Annotated in this window: 13 protein-coding genes and 1 tRNA gene; 11 read left to right on the top strand and 3 right to left on the bottom strand. The window is 73.8% G+C overall.

Annotated features, from left to right (window positions below):
• The first annotated feature begins 80 nt into the window (after positions 1 to 80).
• The 3 genes from ACWEMJ_RS23705 (at position 81) to ACWEMJ_RS23695 (ending at position 4,491) form a co-directional block, all read left to right on the top strand.
• On the top strand, positions 81 to 1,511 hold the full coding sequence (locus ACWEMJ_RS23705; protein ID WP_452139112.1) for an amino acid permease: 1,431 nt from the start codon (positions 81 to 83) through the stop codon (positions 1,509 to 1,511).
• Between the two features lie 227 nt (positions 1,512 to 1,738).
• Positions 1,739 to 2,998 carry a hypothetical protein gene (locus ACWEMJ_RS23700; RefSeq protein ID WP_452139111.1) on the top strand — a complete coding sequence of 420 codons (1,260 nt, stop codon included), beginning with the start codon at positions 1,739 to 1,741 and terminating at the stop codon, positions 2,996 to 2,998.
• Between the two features lie 2 nt (positions 2,999 to 3,000).
• Positions 3,001 to 4,491, top strand: a complete 1,491-nt coding sequence (locus ACWEMJ_RS23695; RefSeq protein ID WP_452139110.1) for a N,N-dimethylformamidase beta subunit family domain-containing protein — start codon at positions 3,001 to 3,003, stop codon at positions 4,489 to 4,491.
• Positions 4,492 to 4,509: 18 nt separating this feature from the next.
• Here ACWEMJ_RS23695 and ACWEMJ_RS23690 read toward each other — a convergent pair whose 3' ends face one another.
• Together ACWEMJ_RS23690 and ACWEMJ_RS23685 are read right to left on the bottom strand one after the other, a co-directional pair.
• Positions 4,510 to 6,210 (bottom strand): penicillin-binding transpeptidase domain-containing protein, encoded by a 1,701-nt coding sequence (locus ACWEMJ_RS23690; protein ID WP_452139109.1) that lies wholly within the window; start codon positions 6,208 to 6,210, stop codon positions 4,510 to 4,512.
• 129 nt (positions 6,211 to 6,339) lie between these two features.
• Positions 6,340 to 8,160: a dolichyl-phosphate-mannose--protein mannosyltransferase gene (locus tag ACWEMJ_RS23685; RefSeq protein ID WP_452139108.1), complete on the bottom strand. Its 1,821-nt coding sequence runs from the start codon at positions 8,158 to 8,160 to the stop codon at positions 6,340 to 6,342.
• Positions 8,161 to 8,265: 105 nt separating this feature from the next.
• Here ACWEMJ_RS23685 and rsmI point away from each other — a divergent pair, with 105 nt between their 5' ends.
• The 7 genes from rsmI to ACWEMJ_RS23650 all read left to right on the top strand — a co-directional run bounded on the left by rsmI (position 8,266) and on the right by ACWEMJ_RS23650 (position 15,717).
• Positions 8,266 to 9,111 (top strand): 16S rRNA (cytidine(1402)-2'-O)-methyltransferase, encoded by an 846-nt coding sequence (rsmI, locus tag ACWEMJ_RS23680; RefSeq protein ID WP_452139107.1) that lies wholly within the window; start codon positions 8,266 to 8,268, stop codon positions 9,109 to 9,111.
• 209 nt (positions 9,112 to 9,320) lie between these two features.
• Positions 9,321 to 9,740, top strand: coding sequence for a hypothetical protein (locus ACWEMJ_RS23675; RefSeq protein WP_452139106.1), 420 nt, complete (start codon positions 9,321 to 9,323; stop codon positions 9,738 to 9,740).
• A 130-nt stretch (positions 9,741 to 9,870) separates the two neighbouring features.
• Positions 9,871 to 10,752, top strand: a complete 882-nt coding sequence (locus ACWEMJ_RS23670; protein WP_452139105.1) for a TatD family hydrolase — start codon at positions 9,871 to 9,873, stop codon at positions 10,750 to 10,752.
• Between the two features lie 155 nt (positions 10,753 to 10,907).
• Positions 10,908 to 11,789 carry a 16S rRNA (adenine(1518)-N(6)/adenine(1519)-N(6))-dimethyltransferase RsmA gene (gene rsmA / locus ACWEMJ_RS23665; protein ID WP_452139104.1) on the top strand — a complete coding sequence of 294 codons (882 nt, stop codon included), beginning with the start codon at positions 10,908 to 10,910 and terminating at the stop codon, positions 11,787 to 11,789.
• The gene (locus ACWEMJ_RS23660; RefSeq protein ID WP_452139103.1) at positions 11,789 to 12,715 is read left to right on the top strand and encodes a 4-(cytidine 5'-diphospho)-2-C-methyl-D-erythritol kinase; all 927 of its coding nucleotides are present in this window, start codon (positions 11,789 to 11,791) and stop codon (positions 12,713 to 12,715) included. Before rsmA ends, ACWEMJ_RS23660 begins: the two co-directional genes overlap by 1 nt.
• 77 nt (positions 12,716 to 12,792) lie before the next feature.
• Positions 12,793 to 13,779 (top strand): aldo/keto reductase, encoded by a 987-nt coding sequence (locus ACWEMJ_RS23655; protein WP_452139102.1) that lies wholly within the window; start codon positions 12,793 to 12,795, stop codon positions 13,777 to 13,779.
• 123 nt (positions 13,780 to 13,902) lie between these two features.
• Positions 13,903 to 15,717, top strand: a complete 1,815-nt coding sequence (locus ACWEMJ_RS23650) for an ABC-F family ATP-binding cassette domain-containing protein (RefSeq protein ID WP_452139101.1) — start codon at positions 13,903 to 13,905, stop codon at positions 15,715 to 15,717.
• A 3-nt stretch (positions 15,718 to 15,720) separates the two neighbouring features.
• Here ACWEMJ_RS23650 and ACWEMJ_RS23645 read toward each other — a convergent pair whose 3' ends face one another.
• Positions 15,721 to 17,628 carry an FUSC family protein gene (locus ACWEMJ_RS23645; RefSeq protein ID WP_452139100.1) on the bottom strand — a complete coding sequence of 636 codons (1,908 nt, stop codon included), beginning with the start codon at positions 17,626 to 17,628 and terminating at the stop codon, positions 15,721 to 15,723.
• 180 nt (positions 17,629 to 17,808) lie between these two features.
• Here ACWEMJ_RS23645 and ACWEMJ_RS23640 point away from each other — a divergent pair.
• Positions 17,809 to 17,881: transfer RNA gene (locus tag ACWEMJ_RS23640), tRNA-Thr, on the top strand.
• Positions 17,882 to 17,909: the final 28 nt, after the last annotated feature.

Raw genomic sequence — 17,909 nt, 5'->3', positions numbered from 1 at the left:
ATTCGTCGCACAGCTCACATAATTATGCAAAGCGTCGTATTTGATACAGTCCCTCCCTGATCCCCACCAGAAGGACACCGATGAGCACCACCCGCCTGCTGCGGCGCAAGCCCGTGGACACCCTGATCGCCGAAGCGGGCGGAACCGGAGCCGGCCACCTGCGCCGATCCATCGGCCTGTGGCAGCTCTCCGCGATCGGCATCGGCGCCACCGTCGGCACCGGCATCTTCTTCGTCCTCACCACCTCCGTCCCGATCGCCGGGCCCGCCGTGGTGCTGTCCTTCGTGATCGCCGCCGTCACCGCCGGCCTCACCGCGCTCTGCTACGCCGAACTGGCCTCCGCCATCCCGGTGGCCGGCTCCTCCTACTCGTACGCGTACGCCACCATGGGCGAAGCGGTCGCGTTCGGCGTCGGCGTCTGCCTGCTGATGGAGTACGGCGTCTCCGCGTCCGCGATCGCCGTCACCTGGGGCCAGTACCTCAACCAGTTCGCCGACCTGGCGTTCGGCCTGCACCTGCCCGCGGCGCTCACCGCGCCGCCCGGCGAGGACGGCATCTTCAACCTGCCCGCCGTGGTGCTGGTCGCCCTGGTCACCGTGCTGCTGATCCGCGGCGTCGGCGAATCCGCCAAGGTCAACGCCGTGATGGTGACCATCAAGCTGGCCATCCTGGTGCTGTTCGTCGCCATCGGCCTGACCGGATTCCACTCCGGCAACTTCACCCCGTTCGCCCCCGAGGGCTGGGGCGGCGTCCAGACCGCCGCCTCCACGATCTTCTTCTCCTTCATCGGCCTGGACGCCGTCTCCACCGCCGGCGAGGAGGTCCGCGAACCGCGACGGACGCTGCCGCTGGCCATCCTGATCTCGCTCACCGTCGTCACCCTGCTGTACATCGCGGTCGCCGTCACCGCGATCGGCGCGCAGCCCTGGCAGCGGTTCGAGGGCCAGGAGGCCGGCCTCGCGCAGATCCTGCAGGACGTCACCGGCCAGTCCTGGCCCGCCCTGGTGTTCGCCGGCGGCGCGATCGTCTCGATCTTCTCCATCACCCTGGTGGTGATCTACGGCCAGACCCGGATCCTCTTCGCGATGGGCCGCGACGGGCTGCTGCCGCGCCGCTTCACCCGGGTCTCCCCGCGCACCGGCACGCCCATCTGGAACACCGTCGTGGTCGGCGCCGCCGTCGCCCTGCTGGCCGCGGTCTTCCCGCTGCGGCTGCTCGCCGACATGACCTCGATGGGCACCCTCGTCGCCTTCACCGCCGTGTCCATCGGCATCATCGTGCTGCGCCGCACCCGGCCGGACCTCCCGCGCGGCTTCAAGGTCCCGTTCTACCCGGTCACGCCCGTGCTCAGCGCCGCCTTCTGCGTCTACCTGGTCACCAAGCTGCACCGCGACACCTTCATCGCCTTCGCGATCGTGCTGGCCCTGGCCGCCGTCCTGTACTTCACCTACAGCGCCAAGCACTCCCGCCTCGCCGCCGGCCGGAGCGAGGAGCCCGCCGCGAGGAAGTGACGCTCCGCGCGGGCCCGCCGGGGGCCCTCTTCGAGCTGGTCGTCGACATGATCTGCGTGAGCACGTTCGTCGCCTTCGCGGCTGTACGCGTCGGCGCCGGTCCGCCTGCCTGTCCCCCCGCGCCGGTCGATGCTGCGCGGGCCCGCCGGGGGCGAGAATCGGACGGAAGCGCGGAAACCGGCGCAAAGTCCGCGACAGGGCGGGGCTTTCGGCCTAGCCTTCCAGCCATGGCGAGCACCCGGGGGGTCCTGCGACTGGTGCGGCGTCGCGGGGTGCGGGCCGTCGGGTGGGCGGGGGCAGCGGGGTGGGCGGGGGCGATCGCGGCGGGGTCGGACCTGGTGAACCAGGCGGCGTGGGGGCGGTTCGCGGCGCCCGGGTACGCGCTGGCCGCGGTGCTCGGGCTGGCGCTGCCGCGGCGGGCGGCGGCGTGGGCGGCCGCGGTGGCGGCGGCGCTGGGAGCGGTGCTGGCGCCGCTCGGGGTGCTGGCGGTCGCCGGGCGGCACCAGTCCGAGGTGACGGTGGTGGAACGGTCGGCGGCGCTGCTGCTGCACACCGGCAGCCCGTACCTGCCGCACCCGTCGCACGTCGTCGACTACAACCCGTACCTGCCCGCCATGTCGCTGTTCGGCCTGCCCCGGCTGCTGCTCGGCGAGGCCGGCGCGGCGGCGCGGGTGCTCGGCGACGCCCGGGTGTGGTTCGCGGTCGCGTTCCTGGCCTGCCTGGCGGCGGGGTGGCGGGTGCTGCGCCCGGGGCCGCTGCGGAAGGCGGCGCTGCCGCTGACGGTGCTCACCGCCTCGCCGCTGATCGCGCTGGCGCTGGTGGTCGGCGGCGTCGACCTGCCGCTGATCGGGGTGTGCTGCCTGGCGCTGGCGCTCGCCGAACGCGGGTGGCCGCTGCGCACCGGCCTGGTGCTGGCGCTGGCCTGCGCGTTGAAGTGGACGGCCTGGCCGGCGCTGCCGGTCGCGCTGCTGCTGTTGCACCGCCGGCACGGCCCGCGCCCGGCGCTGCGGGCCGCCGGGTCGGCGCTGGCCGTCGGCGGGGCGGTGATCGGGCCGTTCGCGGTGTGGCACCGGCGCGAGCTGTGCGAGCAGGTGGTGCGCTTCCCGCTGGGCCTGACGGCGCTGCGGACGCCGGCCGGAAGTCCGCTGCCGGGCAAGGTGCTGGCCGGTCTCGGCCCGTTCGGCCACGCCCTGTCGCTGGCGCTGCTGTGCGCGGGCGCGCTGGCCGTCGCGGGGTGGCTGGCGACCCACCCGCCGGCCACCGCCGTGGCCGCCTGCGACCTGCTGGCGGCCGGTCTGACGGTGGCGTTCGCACTGGCCCCGGCCGGGCGGTTCGGGTACCTGGCGCTGCCCGCCGTGCTGGTGCTGTGGCCCCGGCTGGCGGCCGGGCCCGGACGGCTGGTTGCGGTGCCGGGGCGCAGGCCGTCGCAACGGCGGGCGTCCGCAGTGCCTAAGGTGGCCCGGGACACCGTTCGAACACGGGAGTGATCTTGGGCGCCACCGGACGACGCCGCTTCCTGGGCCTGGCCGCCGGAGCGGCCGCCTCGCTGACCGCCTGCGGCCCGAGCCGCACCGGCGCCGCCGCACCCGCCGCCGGCGCCACCGGTGCCACCGCCGCCGCGCCGAGCCCCGCGCCCTCCGGCACCGCCGCCGAGAACGCCAGGCCCGGCAACGCCGACTGGGCGATCACCCACGCCGGCCCGGCCGACGCGATCGAGGGCTGGGCGGACCGGGTCAGCGTGCTGCCCGGCGAGCAGGTCGGCCTGCACGTCTCCACCACCGCGCCCGGCTTCACCGTCACCGCCTACCGGATGGGCTGGTACGGCGGGGCCCGCGCCCGCCAGGTGTGGAAGTCGGAGCGGCTGCCGGGCGGCAGGCAGCGGCCGTTCACCGTCGAACAGACCACCCGCACGGTGATCACCGACTGGCCGCGCACCACCGCCGTCGACACCACGGGCTGGCCGGAGGGCTGCTACCTGCTGCGGCTGGACGCGGACGGCGGCGCCGGGCAGCGGTACGTGCCGCTCACGGTGCGCTCGCGCAGCACCGCCGGCACCACCGTGGTGGTCAACTCCGTCGCCACCTGGCAGGCCTACAACGAGTGGGGCGGCTACAACCTGTACAACGGCCCGTCCGGCGGGCTGCCCACCCGCTCGTACCAGGTCAGCTTCGACCGGCCCTACCAGTACGACGACGGCGCGGGCCTGTTCCTGGTCTACGAGGCCCCGCTGATCGCGCTCGCCGAGAAGCTCGGCATCCCGCTGTCGTACGCCACCTGCATCGACGTCGCCGCCGACCCGAACCTGCTGCGCGGCGCCAAGGCCGTCCTCTCGCTCGGCCACGACGAGTACTGGTCGCCCGAGCAGCGCGCCCACGTCACGGCGGCCCGCGACGCCGGCACCCACCTGGCCGTCCTGGGCGCCAACTGCTGCTTCCGGCGGGTGCGTTACGAGCCGTCGCCGACCGGGCCGGACCGCACCGTGGTGTGCTGGAAGGGCGCCTGGAAGGACGACCCGGGCTACCGGGCGGGGCACCCGGCGACCACCGACTTCCGCTCCGCGCCCGGCGCCGACCCGGAGTCCTCGCTGCTCGGCGTGATCTACGACGGCTACCCGGTGGACGCCCCGTACGTGGTCACCGCGCCCGACCACTGGCTGGTCGCGGGCACCGGCGCCAAGGCCGGCGACAGCTTCCCGCACCTGGTGGGCGTCGAGTACGACCGGGTGAACACGTCCTACCCGACGCCGCAGGGCATCGAGGTGCTGTCGCACTCCCCGGTGGTCTGCGACGGCCGGCCGTCCTTCGCGGACACCGCGCTGTACACGGCGGGCAGCGGCGCGATGGTCTTCGCCACCGGCACCATGCGGTGGGTGGAGTCGCTGGAGGCGACCGGCCAGGGCGGCATCCACGGCATCGACGGCCGGGCCGGGGCGTTCACCCGCCAGGTCACCGAGAACCTGCTGCGGCGCTTCGCCCAGTAGCCCCGGCCGGGCCGGGCGTCAGCCCTTGTTGCCGACCGCCAGCACCTTGGACGAGGCCGGCCCGGCCGCCGCCGAGCCGTGCCCGGCGCCCTCGAACTCGGCGGCGACCGCGAGGTTGCCCGAGTAGGAGGTGAACCAGGAGTTCGAGCCGGAGTTGTCGACCTCGGCGGTGCCGGTCTTCGCCCCGGAGCCGGCCGGCAGGGCCGGCTTCACGGCGGCGGCGGTGCCGGACTTGACGGTCTGCGTCATCAGCGAGCGCAGGCTGTTGAGCACCTCGGGGGAGAGCGTCCGGGCGGCCTTCTTCTGCTCCATGCCGGGCACCAGGATCGGCTGCCGGAACACCCCGGACTGCACGGTCGCCGCGATCGACGCCATGCCCAGCGGGTTGGCGCGGATCTTTCCCTGGCCGATGAACTCGCTGGCCGCGCCCGCCATGTTGTTCTCGACCGGGATCTGGGTGTCGAAGTTGGACAGGCCGGTCTTCCAGACCAGGCCGATGCCGAACACGTCCTTGGCGAGCGCGGGCAGGGTGTCCGGCTTGAGGACGTCCTTGCCCTTCTCGATGAAGGAGGTGTTGCAGGAGTTGATGAACGCGTCGGTGAGCGTGTAGTCCGGGTGCGAGCCCGGGAAGTCGTTGCTGATCGACTTGCCGGTGACCATGGTGGTCTCCGGGCAGGGCATCGAGGTGCCGGGCGTGACGCCGGCCTCCATCAGCGCGGCGGCGGTCAGCACCTTCATGGTGGAGCCGGGCGCGGTCGCCCCGGAGAACGCCCGGTTCTGGCCGGTGACGGGGGAGAAGGCGTAGGCCAGGATGCCGCCGCTGCTGGGCTCGATCGCCACCAGCGAGCCCGGCTTGCCCTGCGCGGCGACGGCCGACTCGGCGGCCGCCTGGAGGTCCGCGTCCAGGGTCAGCTTCAGGTTGGGGACGGGCTTGGGCTCCTTGAGCGTGAACAGCTTCTCGGTGGCCCCGTTGCCGGACGCCGGGGAGATCACCACGGCCGTTCCGGCGTCCTCCGGCTTGCCGCCCTGCGGGGCGGCGCCCTTGAGCTGGGTCAGCAGGCCGTTGAGCGAGGCGTAGCCGGCCAGCGGCTTGCCCTTGCGGTCGGTGATGGCGGCGGGCGCGGCGTACACCGGCTTGACGCCGATGGTCTCGGTGCCGTCCAGCTTCGGGTGGATCACCGAGGGCGCCCAGTGCACGGCGGCGGTGCCGTCGCTCATCTTCACCACCCCGAGCACGCCGTCGTAGGTCCACGGGGAGCCGGTCTCGGGGAACTCCATCGACGCCTTGAAGCTCTGCAGCACCCCGGTCGGTCCGGCGGAGGCGGTCGCGGAGGGCGGGGCCGTCACGTCGCCCACGCCGGCGGCGGAGGACTTGGAGGCGGACGGGCTGGGCGCGGTGGTCGGGCCGCCGGCGTTGAGGTGGACGGCGCTGGGCTTCAGGTCGTTCTGGAAGGCCTGCAGTGCGCTCTGCGCCTTGTCCGGGTCGTCGGTGAGCTTGGCGGCGGCGGTCAGGTCGCCCTTGGCCCAGGCCTCCAGGAAGGCCTTGGCGCCGGACGCGGCGAGCTCCTGGCTGGGGGGTTCGGCGACCACGGTGCGGGGCTTGGCCGCCTCCTTCTCGCCGCCCGAGTCGCCGGAGACCAGGGCGTACGCCCCGTAGCCGCCGGCGAGGAGCAGCACAGCGGCGGCCGAGGCGATGCCGATCTTCGCGCCGTTGTTCACGTGGAGCCCCCCAGGATGTGTCGTGGCCGTAGGAAATCAGCGGCCACAACACCATAGGCAGACACCATCCGTGCACTCACGACACAGGGGTGGTTTGTGACAGTTCCGGTACACGCCCTCCGGCGCGGCTCAGATCCAGGTGCTGAGCCACATCCGGCCGTTCCAGTCCGGCATCGGGATCGTCTGGCCGGTGTAGATCGGATAGAAGTACAGGAAGTTCCACATGATCGCGGCGATCAGCAGTCCCGCACCCGTCGCGCCCGCCAGCCGGCGGTCCGGCGAGGCGTCGGCGGGGCCCAGCATCGCGCCGATCATCATCGTCACCGCCAGCACCAGGAACGGCACGAAGCACACCGCGTAGAACAGGAAGATCGTCCGCTCCTGGTACATGAACCAGGGCAGGTAGCCGGCCGCCACGCCGCTCAGCAGCGCCCCGGCCCGCCAGTCGCGGCGCATCAGCCAGCGGTACAGGCAGTACAGCAGCGCGGCGATGCCCGCCCACCACAGCAGCGGGGTGCCGATGGCCAGCACCTCGCGGGCGCAGTCGGAGGCGGTGCAGCCGTCCTGGCCGGCCTTCGGCGACTCGTAGAAGAACGAGACGGGCCGGCCCAGCACCAGCCAGCTCCACGGGTTGGACTGGTAGGTGTGCGGGCTGTGCAGGTTGGTGTGGAACTCCCACATGGTGGCGTGGTAGTGCCACAGGCTGCGCAGCCAGTCCGGGCCGAAACCGCCCGGGTTCTGCACCGCCCAGTCGCGGAAGTAGCCGCCCTTGCCGGGCTGCGTTGAGGACAGGATCCAGCCGGTCCAGCTGACCAGGTAGGTGGCCAGCGCGGTGAGGCCGATGCTCAGGCCGGAGGAGACGAAGTCCCAGGTGTGCCGCAGCAGGCGCCCGCCCTCGGTGACCGGCCGGCCGTCCGGGGTGCGCATCCGGCCGGCCAGCCGGCGGGCCGAGGAGTCCCAGAACGCGGTGAGCAGCACGAACGCGGCGATCGCCGGGGCGCCGCTCCACTTGGTGCCCATCATCAGGCCGAGGCTGACGCCCGCCGCCAGCCGGTACGGCCGCCAGCCGAGCTGCCACCAGCCGGCGTCCAGGCCCGCGTCCAGGCGCTTCGCGATCAGTGCCCGGGTGCGGTCCCGGTCGATCAGCAGCAGGCCGAACGCGGCCAGGAACCAGAACATCACGATCAGGTCGAGGATCGCGGTGCGGCTGAGCACGAAGTGCAGGCCGTCGACCGACAGCAGCAGGCCGGCCACGCAGCCCAGCAGGGTGGAGCGGAACAGGCGCCGCCCGATCCGGGCCAGCATCAGCACCGACAGGGTGCCGAGCACGGCCATCATGAACCGCCAGCCGAACGGGTTCATGCCGTAGAGCTGCTCGCCCAGGCCGATGATCCACTTACCGACCGGCGGGTGCACGATGTACGCCGGGTCGGTGCGGAACGGGACGGTCGGGTTCGCGCCGGTGATCAGCGCGTTGGCGTCCTCCGACCAGTTGGTCTCGTAGCCGACCTGCCAGAGCGAGTACGCGTCCTTCGCGTAGTACGTCTCGTCGAAGATCAGCGCGTGCGGCCCGCCCAGGTTGACGAAGCGCAGCACGCCCGCGAACACCGCGACCGCGACCGGGCCGAGCCAGCCCGACCAGCGGCACAGCCACGACCAGAGCGCGTCCGGCAGCCGGATGCCCAGCCGGGCCAGCACCGGGGACGGCGCGACCCGCTCCGGCGTGACGCCCGGGCCGTCCGGCATCGGGGGCGCCAGCTGCTCGTCCACCGGCATGCGCCGCGGCGCGCGGTAGCCCACGCCGGACAGCGCCCGGGCCCACCGGGAGGCCGGTTCGGGCTCCGGGCGCGGGCCCGGAACGGCGGCCGGATCGGCCGGTTCCAGCACGGTCACGCCGCCCCGCTCGGGGTGGTCCATACCACTGTCGATGTCGCCGCTCACGGGCCACATCGTAGGGGCAATGGCGGAAGTCACAAGGGGTCCCGGCACGGCCCGCACCGCACCGCGCCGCGTCCGTCCCGGTGAGGACCCCCGCCGGTAGGGGAGGATGGTCCCGTGACTGGTGTTCTCGTACTGGCAGGTACCCCCATCGGCGACGTCGAGGACGCGCCGCCCCGACTGCGCGCCGAACTCGCCGAAGCGGACGTCATCGCCGCCGAGGACACCCGGCGGCTGCGCCGGCTCACCCAGGCGCTCGGTGTGACGCCGACCGGCCGGGTGGTGTCCTACTTCGAGGGCAACGAGGTCGGCCGCACCCCCGAACTGGTCGCCGCGCTCCAGGGCGGCGCCCGGGTGCTGCTGGTCACCGACGCCGGCATGCCCTCGGTCTCCGACCCCGGCTACCGGCTGGTCGACGCGGCCGTCGCCGCCGGGATCAAGGTCACCGCCGTGCCCGGCCCGTCCGCCGTGCTCACCGCGCTGGCGCTGTCCGCGCTGCCGGTCGACCGCTTCACCTTCGAGGGCTTCCTGCCCCGCAAGGCCGGCGACCGCTCCCGGCAGCTCGCCCAGATCGCCGCCGAGCCGCGCACCATGGTCTTCTTCGAGGCCCCGCACCGGATCGCCGAGACCCTCGCCGCGATGGCCGACGCCTTCGGCGCCGAGCGCCCCGCCGCCGTCTGTCGCGAGCTCACCAAGACCTACGAGGAGGTCAGGCGCGGCCCGCTCGCCGAGCTCGCCGCTTGGGCCGCTGAGGGCGTCAAGGGCGAGATCACCGTTGTGGTGGCCGGCGCCCCGCCCGCCGCCCCCGAGGAGGTCGGCCCCGCCGAACTGGCCCGCCGGGTCGCCGCCCGCGAAGCGGCCGGGGAACGCCGCAAGGAGGCCATCGCCGCCGTCGCCGCCGAACTCGGGCTGCGCAAGTCCGTGGTCTTCGACGCCGTGGTGGCGGCCAAGCACGCCGGCTGAACCGCCGCCCGGCGGCCGCCGGGCCGTCGTGTGCTGATGGCCGAAATCGGTCGTACGTTGGAATGAGCACCCCAGCGGAGGGCCAATTCGGAACCAAGACTTGGCAAGCCGGGCATCGGACGGACCCTCCCGGGCATTCCCTGGGATGGAAAGACCCGCGCCGGGCCCGCCAGGTCGGGCGACGGGCTCCGAGCGAAGCGAGGTGGCGCATGAGCGACACGATCGACAGCCCCCTGGACGGCGGAGCACCCAGCGGCCTCGGGCTGACCACCCGGCCGCGCATCCCCGTGGAGACGGTCCGCGAGGCCTACTCCTTCGTCTGCCTCAACTGCGGCTACGGCTGGGAGCAGGCGTACGACATCGAACACCACACCGGCAAGGACGGACACACCGTCGTCGAGTACAAGGCCAACGGGGTCAAGGTGCCGTCCCCGCTGCGCGAACTGGTCTGCCCCGGCTGCGGCGGCGAACGGGTCCGGATCATGCGGGCCGGCCGGGTCGCCGAGGTCGCCGCCAACATCGCCCCCGGCTACGCGCCCACCGCCGAACCCGAGGGCCCGCAGCGGGCCCGCAAGCCGCGCGTCCGGCACTGGTGGAACCGGCTGTTCCGGCGCCACCGCACCGACTGACCACCCCCTCGACCGCACCCCGCCGGCCCCGGACCGCCACCCGCGACCCGGGGCCGCGGCACGCCCGGGGACGTAGGATTCGCCGCGACCCTCCCCGTTCTCCCGACCCCGAAGAGAAGACCGCGCTCCGATGGCCGCCAAGAAGAACGACGACCGCTCCACCCCGCCGCCGCTCCCCGAGCCGCTCGCGGTGCCCGTCGCCGACTCGCACACCCACCTGGACATGCAGTCCGGCACCCCCGCCGAAGGGCTGGCCCGCGCCGCGTCCGTCGGCGTCACCACCGTCGTCCAGGTCGGCTGCGACGTGCCCGGCTCGCAGTGGGCCGCCGACCTCGCCGCCGAGTTCGAGCAGGTGCACGCCGCGGTCGCGCTGCACCCCAACGAGGCCCCGCGGATCTTCCTCGGCGACCCCGACGGCTGGTCCGGCCAGCGGCGCGCCCCCGGCGGGCAGAGCGCCCTGGACGAGGCGCTCGCGGAGATCGACCGGCTGGCCGCCCTCCCGCACGTCCTCGCCGTCGGCGAGACCGGCCTCGACTACTTCCGCACCGGGCCCGAGGGCGTCGACCTGCAGAAGGAGTCCTTCCGCCGCCACATCGAGATCGCCAAGCGCCACGGCAAGGCCCTCGTCATCCACGACCGCGAGGCCCACGAGGACGTCATCGCCGTCCTGCTCGAAGAAGGCGCCCCCGAGCGGACGGTCTTCCACTGCTACTCCGGCGACGCCGCCATGGCCAGGACCTGCGCCGAACACGGCTGGTACCTCTCCTTCGCCGGCCCCGTCACCTACAAGGCCAACCACGCCCTGCGCGAGGCCCTCACCGCCACCCCCCTCGACCGCGTCCTGATCGAGACCGACGCCCCCTTCCTCACCCCCCACCCCTACCGCGGCCGCCCCAACGCCCCCTACCTGATCCCGGTCACCCTGCGCGCGATGGCGGCCCATCTGACGCTGGGCGAGGACGAGTTGGCGACGGCGATCGCCGCCAACACGGCACGGGCCTTCGGCTACTGAGCGCATCCCTCCGGCATATCCGCTCGTCAGCATGGAGGCGCGGGCCGTCCGCCTCCCGGTCGGCGTGCACGAAGGAGTGCTGCGGACTGACCTGCCGTTGCCCGTCGAGATCGATCTCAAGCGGCTCGTCCGGCGGTGACCCGTATCCTTGGCGGGTGAGCACCACCGAACCCACCTCCGACGGCCACCTGCTGGGGGCTGCCGACATTCGTGCGCTGGCCGAGGCGTTCGGCGTGAAGCCGACCAAGCAGCGCGGGCAGAACTTCGTCATCGACGGGAACACCGTGCGGCGGATCGTGCGGGCGGCGGAGGTGACGGAGCGGGACGCGGTGGTCGAGGTCGGGCCGGGGCTCGGGTCGCTGACGCTGGCGCTGCTGGAGGTGGCGCGGCACGTCACGGCGGTGGAGATCGACCCGCTGCTGGCGCGGCACCTGCCGGACACCGTCAAGGGCCGGATGCCGGGCAAGGCCGACCACTTCGACCTGGTGCTGAGCGACGCCATGGAGGTCACCGAGCTGCCCGGCCCCGAGCCGACCGCGCTGGTGGCGAACCTGCCGTACAACGTCGCCGTCCCGGTGCTGCTGCACATGCTGGAGACGTTCCCCAGCATCGAGCGCACGCTGGTGATGGTGCAGAGCGAGGTCGCCGACCGGCTCGCCGCCAAGCCCGGCAACAAGGTCTACGGCGTGCCGTCCGTGAAGGCCAACTGGTACGCGGACGTGAAGCGCGCCGGCGCGATCGGGCGGAACGTGTTCTGGCCCGCGCCGAACGTCGACTCCGGCCTGGTCTCGCTGATCCGCCGCGACCCGCCGTCCACCACCGCCACCCGGCGCGAGGTGTTCGCCGTCGTGGACGCCGCGTTCGCGCAGCGCCGCAAGACCCTGCGGGCCGCGCTGGCCGGCTGGGCCGGCTCGCCCGCCGCCGCCGAGGAGGCGCTGCGCGGCGCGGGCATCGATCACACGCTGCGCGGCGAGATGCTGACGGTGGAGCAGTTCGCGGCGATCGCCGAGCACAAGCCGAAGACTCCGGAGCAGTGATGGTCACCGTCCGCGTACCCGCCAAGGTCAACGTCCAGCTCGGCGTCGGCGGGGTCCGCCCCGACGGCTACCACGACCTGGCGAACGTGTTCTTCGCCGTCGCGCTCGGCGACGAGGTCACCGCCACCCCCGGCGACGGCGTCACGCTGACCTGCACCGGGCCCGACGCGGACGCCGTCCCGCTCGACGACACCAACCTGGCCGCCCGCGCCGCCCGGCTGCTCGCCGCCCACCACGGCCTGGCCGACCCCGGCGTCCACCTGCACATCGCCAAGGCCATCCCGGTGGCCGGCGGCATGGCCGGCGGAAGCGCGGACGGCGCCGCCGCGCTGCTCGCCTGCGACGCCCTGTGGGGCCTCGACACCCCGCGGGAGACCCTGCTGGAGCTGGCCGCCGAACTCGGCTCCGACGTCCCGTTCGCGCTGCTCGGCGGCGTCGCGCTGGGGCGCGGGCGCGGCGAGATCCTGGAGGCGCTGCCCGTCAGCGGGACGTTCCACTGGGTGTTCGCGGTCGCCGACGGGGGGCTGTCCACCCCGGCGGTGTTCCGCGAATGCGACCGGCTGCGTGAGGAGTCCGGAATCGGCGCCACGATCGAGGACGTCCCGACCCCCGACGCCGACCCCGAGCTGCTCGCCGCCCTCGCCGAGGGCGACCCCGTCGCGCTGGCCGCCGCGCTCAGCAACGACCTCCAGGCCGCCGCGATCTCGCTGCGCCCGTCCCTCGCCGACACCCTGCACGCGGGCACCGAGGCCGGCGCGCTGGCCGCCCTGGTCTCCGGCTCCGGCCCGACCTGCGCCTTCCTGGCCAAGGACGCCGACGCCGCCGCCCAGATCGCCGCCGCCCTCCGCACCTCCGGCACCTGCCGCACCGCCCACCCCACCCACGGCCCGGTCCCCGGCGCGCAGGTGGTTCAGACCTCTGCTTGACCTGGAGCGCGCTCCGGGTTCGAGACTCGTGGCTGTGGCCCGCGATCGGGCGGGCTGCGGAGACGAGGGGGAATCGGATGCGCACGCGCACCATCGGAACCGACCCGCGGACCCGGCGTGAGGTCAGTGTGCTGAGCCTCGGGGCGATGCTGTTCGGGACGCTGACGGACGAGGCGACGTCGTTCGCGGTGCTGGACCGGTACGTCGAGGCCGGGGGCACGTTCATCGACACGTCGAACAACTACGCGTACTGGCAGGACGGCGGCCAGGGCGGTGTCAGCGAGGAAGTGCTGGGCCGGTGGCGGGCCAGCCGGGGGATCACCGACGAGGTGGTGATCGCGACCAAGCTCGGGGCCCGGCCGAAGGCGCCGGGGACGGGGTTCATCGAGAACGGCGAGGGGCTGTCCGCCGAGGTGATCCGGGCGTCCTCCGAGGCCAGCCGGAAGCGGCTCGGGGTGGAGAAGCTCGACCTGCTGTACGCGCACGTCGAGGACACCAAGGTGCCGCTGGCCGAGACGGTGCGGGCCTTCGGCGAGCTGGTCGAGGAGGGGACGGTTGGGCTGCTCGGCGTCTCCAACCACTGGTCGTGGCGGGTCGAGCGGGCCCGCAACCTCGCCGCGCAGGCGGGGCTGCCGGGCTACGAGGTGCTCCAGTACGGCCACACCTACCTGCGGCGGCGCGGCGACTGGCCGGGGCTGCTCAGCGCGGACGGCGACCAGGCCGCCGTCCAGGGCGACCTGATCACGTACCTCAAGGAGAGCCCGGAGCTCACCCTGGTCGCGTACTCCCCGCTGCTCGGCGGCGGCTACGTGCGGGACGACAAGCCGCTCGGCCCGTCCTTCGACCACGCGGGGACGCCGGCCCGGCTCGCGGCGCTCGACGCGGTGGCCCGGGAGACCGGGGCGACCCGCAACCAGGTGGTGCTGGCGTGGCTGCTCGGCGGGGAGCTGCCGGTGATCCCGCTGGTGGGGGCGTCCTCGGTGGCGCAGCTGGAGGAGAGCCTGGGGGCGCTGGACCTGGAGCTGACGGCGGAGCAGCGGGAGCGCCTGGACAGTGCCAGGTAGGCGCGCCGCCAGGGGCTCGTGGGGGTGCCCCCCGGCCCGCCGGGGCTGGGGGTGTCCCCGCACCCGCTCGCACTAGGCTGGGAGTGTTCTTCCCCCCTTTTCCTTCCCCAGGAGTGCAGCTTCGTGGCCGTCAACCTCGCCACCATCGAGTCCGTCAGCAAGGTGTACGGCACCCGGGCCCTGCTGGACGGGGTGAGCCTCGGCGTCAGCGAGGGCGACCGGATCGGGGTGGTGGGGCGCAACGGCGACGGCAAGACGACGCTGATCCGGATGCTGGCGAAGCTGGAGGAGCCGGACAGCGGGCGGATCACCTGGTCGGGTGGTTTGCAGATGGCCGTGTTGACGCAGCACGACTCGCTGGACCCGAAGGCGACCATCCGGCACGAGGTGATCGCGGACCGCGCGGACCACGAGTGGCTGGGCGACGCGCGGATCCGGGACATCATCCAGGGCCTGTTCGGCGGGCTCGACCTGCCGGGGTTCGCGGACGGGCTGGACACCGTGATCGGCCCGCTGTCGGGCGGTGAGCGCCGCCGGATCGCGCTGGCGAAGCTGCTGCTGGGCGAGCCGGACCTGATCGTGCTGGACGAGCCGACCAACCACCTGGACGTGGAGGGCATCGCCTGGCTGGCGAAGCACCTGCAGAACCGGCGCTCGGCGCTGGTCTGCGTCACCCACGACCGGTGGTTCCTGGACCAGGTCTGCACCCGGATGTGGGACGTCCAGCGCGGCGAGGTGCGCGAGTACGAGGGCGGCTACTCGGACTACGTGTTCGCGCGCGCCGAGCGCTCCCGGATCGAGGCGACGGAGGAGCAGAAGCGGCAGAACCTGGCCCGCAAGGAGCTGGCCTGGCTGCGCCGCGGCGCCCCGGCGCGGACGTCCAAGCCGCGGTACCGGATCGAGGCGGCGAACGCGCTGATCGCGGACGTGCCGGAGCCGCGCGACAAGTCCGAGCTGATGAAGTTCGCCAACGCCCGGCTGGGCCGGACGGTCTTCGACCTGGAGGACGTGACCGTCAAGGCGGGCGAGAAGCTGCTGCTGGAGCGGCTGACCTGGCAGCTCGGCCCGGGCGACCGGATCGGTCTGCTGGGCGTGAACGGCGCGGGCAAGACCTCGCTGCTGCGGGCGATGCAGGCCGCGTACGCGACCGAGGGCGACGTGCAGCCGGCCGGCGGTGTGATCAAGGTCGGCAAGACGGTGCGGCTGGCGTACCTCTCGCAGGAGGTCGCCGAGCTGGACCCGACCACCCGGGTGCTCCAGGCCGTCGAGCAGGTGCGCGGCCGGGTGGACCTCGGCAAGGGCCGGGAGATGAGCGCCGGGCAGCTGTGCGAGCAGTTCGGCTTCGGCAAGGACAAGCAGTGGACGCCGGTCGGCGACCTGTCCGGCGGTGAGCGCCGCCGGCTGCAGCTGCTGCGGCTGCTGATGGACGAGCCGAACGTGCTGTTCCTCGACGAGCCCACCAACGACCTGGACATCGAGACCCTGAACCAGCTGGAGGACGTGCTCGACGGCTGGCCCGGCTCGATGGTCGTCATCAGCCACGACCGGTTCTTCATCGAGCGGACCACCGACACCGCGTACGCGCTGCTCGGCGACCGCCGGATGCGGATGCTGCCGGGCGGCGTGGACGAGTACCTGGAGCGCCGCACCGCGATGGCGGAGGCCGCCGCGGCTGCCGCTGCCGCGCAGGTCCCGGCCGCCGCCGAGGCGTCCGCCGGCCTGTCGGCGGGCGATGTGCGGGCGGCGAAGAAGGAGATGCAGAAGCTGGAGCGGCAGATCGCCAAGCTGGACCAGCAGGAGTCCAAGCTGCACGTCCAACTGGCCGAGCACGCCGCTGACTTCTCCAAGGTCGCCGAGCTGGACGCGCAGCTGCGCAAGGTCCGCGAGGACAAGGAGGAGCTGGAGATGAGCTGGCTGGAGCTGGCCGAGCAGGTCTGAGGTTCAGCCGAGCAGGACGTCCAGTTCGTCGGCCGCGCGGGCCAGCGCGCTGCGGGTCGGGTCGTGCGGTCCGGTCGGGCGGGCGGCCCGGCCGGCCGGCGGCCGGTGGGCGCGGGCGGCGTCGGTGAGCCGGTCCAGCGAGCGCAGCACGCGGTCGATCACCTCCGGCTCGGGTTCCCGTCCGCCGTACCGGAGTTGGGCGGCGTACGCGGCGACCGCGCCGGAGAGGCGTTCCAGTGCGGCGGTGGCGGGCAGCCACTGCTCGGCGAGGCGGCCGGCGGGCGGGGGTTCGGCGAGGCCGAGGTCGACCTGCCGGCGGGTGTCGGCGAGCGCCCGGTAGGCGGTGCGGCGCAGCCACACCTCGGCGACCGGCTCGACCCGGGCGACGGCGGCCAGGTACTCGCGGACGGTGGCGGCGGCCGTCACGATGCCGGGCTCGATCCGGTGCGGGGCGCGTTCGGGCCACAGCAGGTAGCCGAAGACCAGCACGATGGCGCTGGCCAGCGTGGTGTCCAGCACCCGGGGCCAGAACTCGGCGGCGCCGCTCTCCCCGCCGAGCTGCACCAGGATCAGCGCCACCGGCGTCATCACGGCGGTGTTCAGCCCGTAGTGCGCGGCCGTCGAGTACGGCAGCAGCGCCACGCACAGCGACACCGCGACGCTCAGCGCCCACGCGTCGGTGGTCAGGCCCAGAAGGACGGCCGTCGCCGCGATGCCGAGCAGGGTGCCCAGCACCCGGCTGACCGCCCGCTGGAACACCGAGCCCAGATCCGGCTTGAGGACGAACGCCACCGTCAGCGGCACCCAGTAACTGCGGCTCAGCGTCAGCGCGTTGACCGCGGCCTCGGCGACCGCCACGCACAGCGCCACCCGCAGGCCGTAGCGCACCGAACCGGCCGACAGCAGGCGGGCGCGCAGCCGCCACGGGTCGGGCGGGGGCTGAGCGGCGGTGTCCAGCGGGGCCCAGCGGCCCGCGACGGTCTCGGCGGCGGCCCGCAGCGCCGTGTCGAAGGCCGTCCGGGACGGCGTGTCCGGCTGCCAGTCGGGGTACTCGGGCTCGGGGCCGCCGGTGATCTGCCGGGCCAGCTCCGCCGGGAACGCCGCGAGCTCGGGCGGCACCGGGCGCCACGCCCAGAGCAGCCCGGCGGCGGCCTCGGTGGCGCCGAGCGCGGCCTCGTACGAGCGGCGCAGCCGGCGCAGGCGCTCCGACTCGCGGCGGCCCGGGCGGGCCGGCGGCAGCAGGTCCTGCATCAGGTTGAGCCGGCCGGTCAGCACCCGGCGGGCCGCCGCGCCGTCCGGGGTGCCGAGCGCGGCCAGCAGGCCGCCGAGCGCCCGGTAGACCTCGGCGAGGGCGACGGTGCGCGGGTCGGTGCGGACGTCGGTGCGGTAGCGCACGCCCAGCAGCAGGACCAGCGCCGCGCCGCACGGCATCATCACGGGCGCCGCCCACCACGGGTGCGGCAGCGCCATGCCGCCGCCCAGCGAGGCCGACACCAGCAGCAGCATCCCGGCCGCCGAGCCGCGCGGGCCGGTCGCGGACAGCGCGCCGCCGACGAAGCCGAGCACCGTCAGCGCGACGCCGACCCGCAGGCCGCCCGCGCCGAGGTGCTGGAGCGCGGCGCCGATCAGCATGCCCGTGGTGGACGCGGTCAGCGCCAGCGCGATCCGCGGCGCGCGCAGCCGCAGCGGCTCCACCCGGTCGTTCATGGTGGCGTGCATGGCGCCCAGCGCCGCGAACACGCCCAGGTCCAGCCGTCCGGCCAGCAGCCCCGTCAGCAGCGGCACCGCCATCCCGACCGCGGCCCGCACGGTCTGCCGCCACGGCACCGGCGGCCGGGCGGGCCGCAGCGCCAGCGCCCACCAGGCGGAGCGGGCAGGACCGGAAGCACGACTGCGGCCGGGGGCTGACACGGGATCACGCGCCTTTGCTGCACGGGAGTTCGCGGCTGCTGGGCGACATTGCACGGCAGATCGGGTCTTCTCGGGCAGTTTAGCCCTGTGGCCTGGGCAGGGCCGATTTCCCAAGGGGTCCGCGGACCATGTAATGTTCTCGACGTCGCAAGGGGAACCGCGAGGAACCCGGAGCAACAAGCCCCTATAGCTCAGTCGGTAGAGCGTCTCCATGGTAAGGAGAAGGTCTGCGGTTCGATTCCGCATGGGGGCTCAGCAGAACGAAGGCCCCGCCACTCGGC

This window comes from Kitasatospora sp. NPDC004531, from assembly GCF_053602195.1.
This window is presented reverse-complemented; position numbering and strand designations above follow the sequence as displayed.

Excerpts from the sequence above, each read along its gene's own strand:
- ACWEMJ_RS23670 (WP_452139105.1), top strand. The coding sequence starts at position 9,871 with ATGGCCGCCAAGAAGAACGACGACCGCTCCACCCCGCCGCCGCTCCCC.
- ACWEMJ_RS23700 (WP_452139111.1), top strand. The coding sequence starts at position 1,739 with ATGGCGAGCACCCGGGGGGTCCTGCGACTGGTGCGGCGTCGCGGGGTG.
- ACWEMJ_RS23705 (WP_452139112.1), top strand. The coding sequence starts at position 81 with ATGAGCACCACCCGCCTGCTGCGGCGCAAGCCCGTGGACACCCTGATC.
- ACWEMJ_RS23675 (WP_452139106.1), top strand. The coding sequence starts at position 9,321 with ATGAGCGACACGATCGACAGCCCCCTGGACGGCGGAGCACCCAGCGGC.
- ACWEMJ_RS23655 (WP_452139102.1), top strand. The coding sequence starts at position 12,793 with ATGCGCACGCGCACCATCGGAACCGACCCGCGGACCCGGCGTGAGGTC.
- ACWEMJ_RS23685 (WP_452139108.1), bottom strand. The coding sequence starts at position 8,160 with ATGTGGCCCGTGAGCGGCGACATCGACAGTGGTATGGACCACCCCGAG.
- ACWEMJ_RS23660 (WP_452139103.1), top strand. The coding sequence starts at position 11,789 with ATGGTCACCGTCCGCGTACCCGCCAAGGTCAACGTCCAGCTCGGCGTC.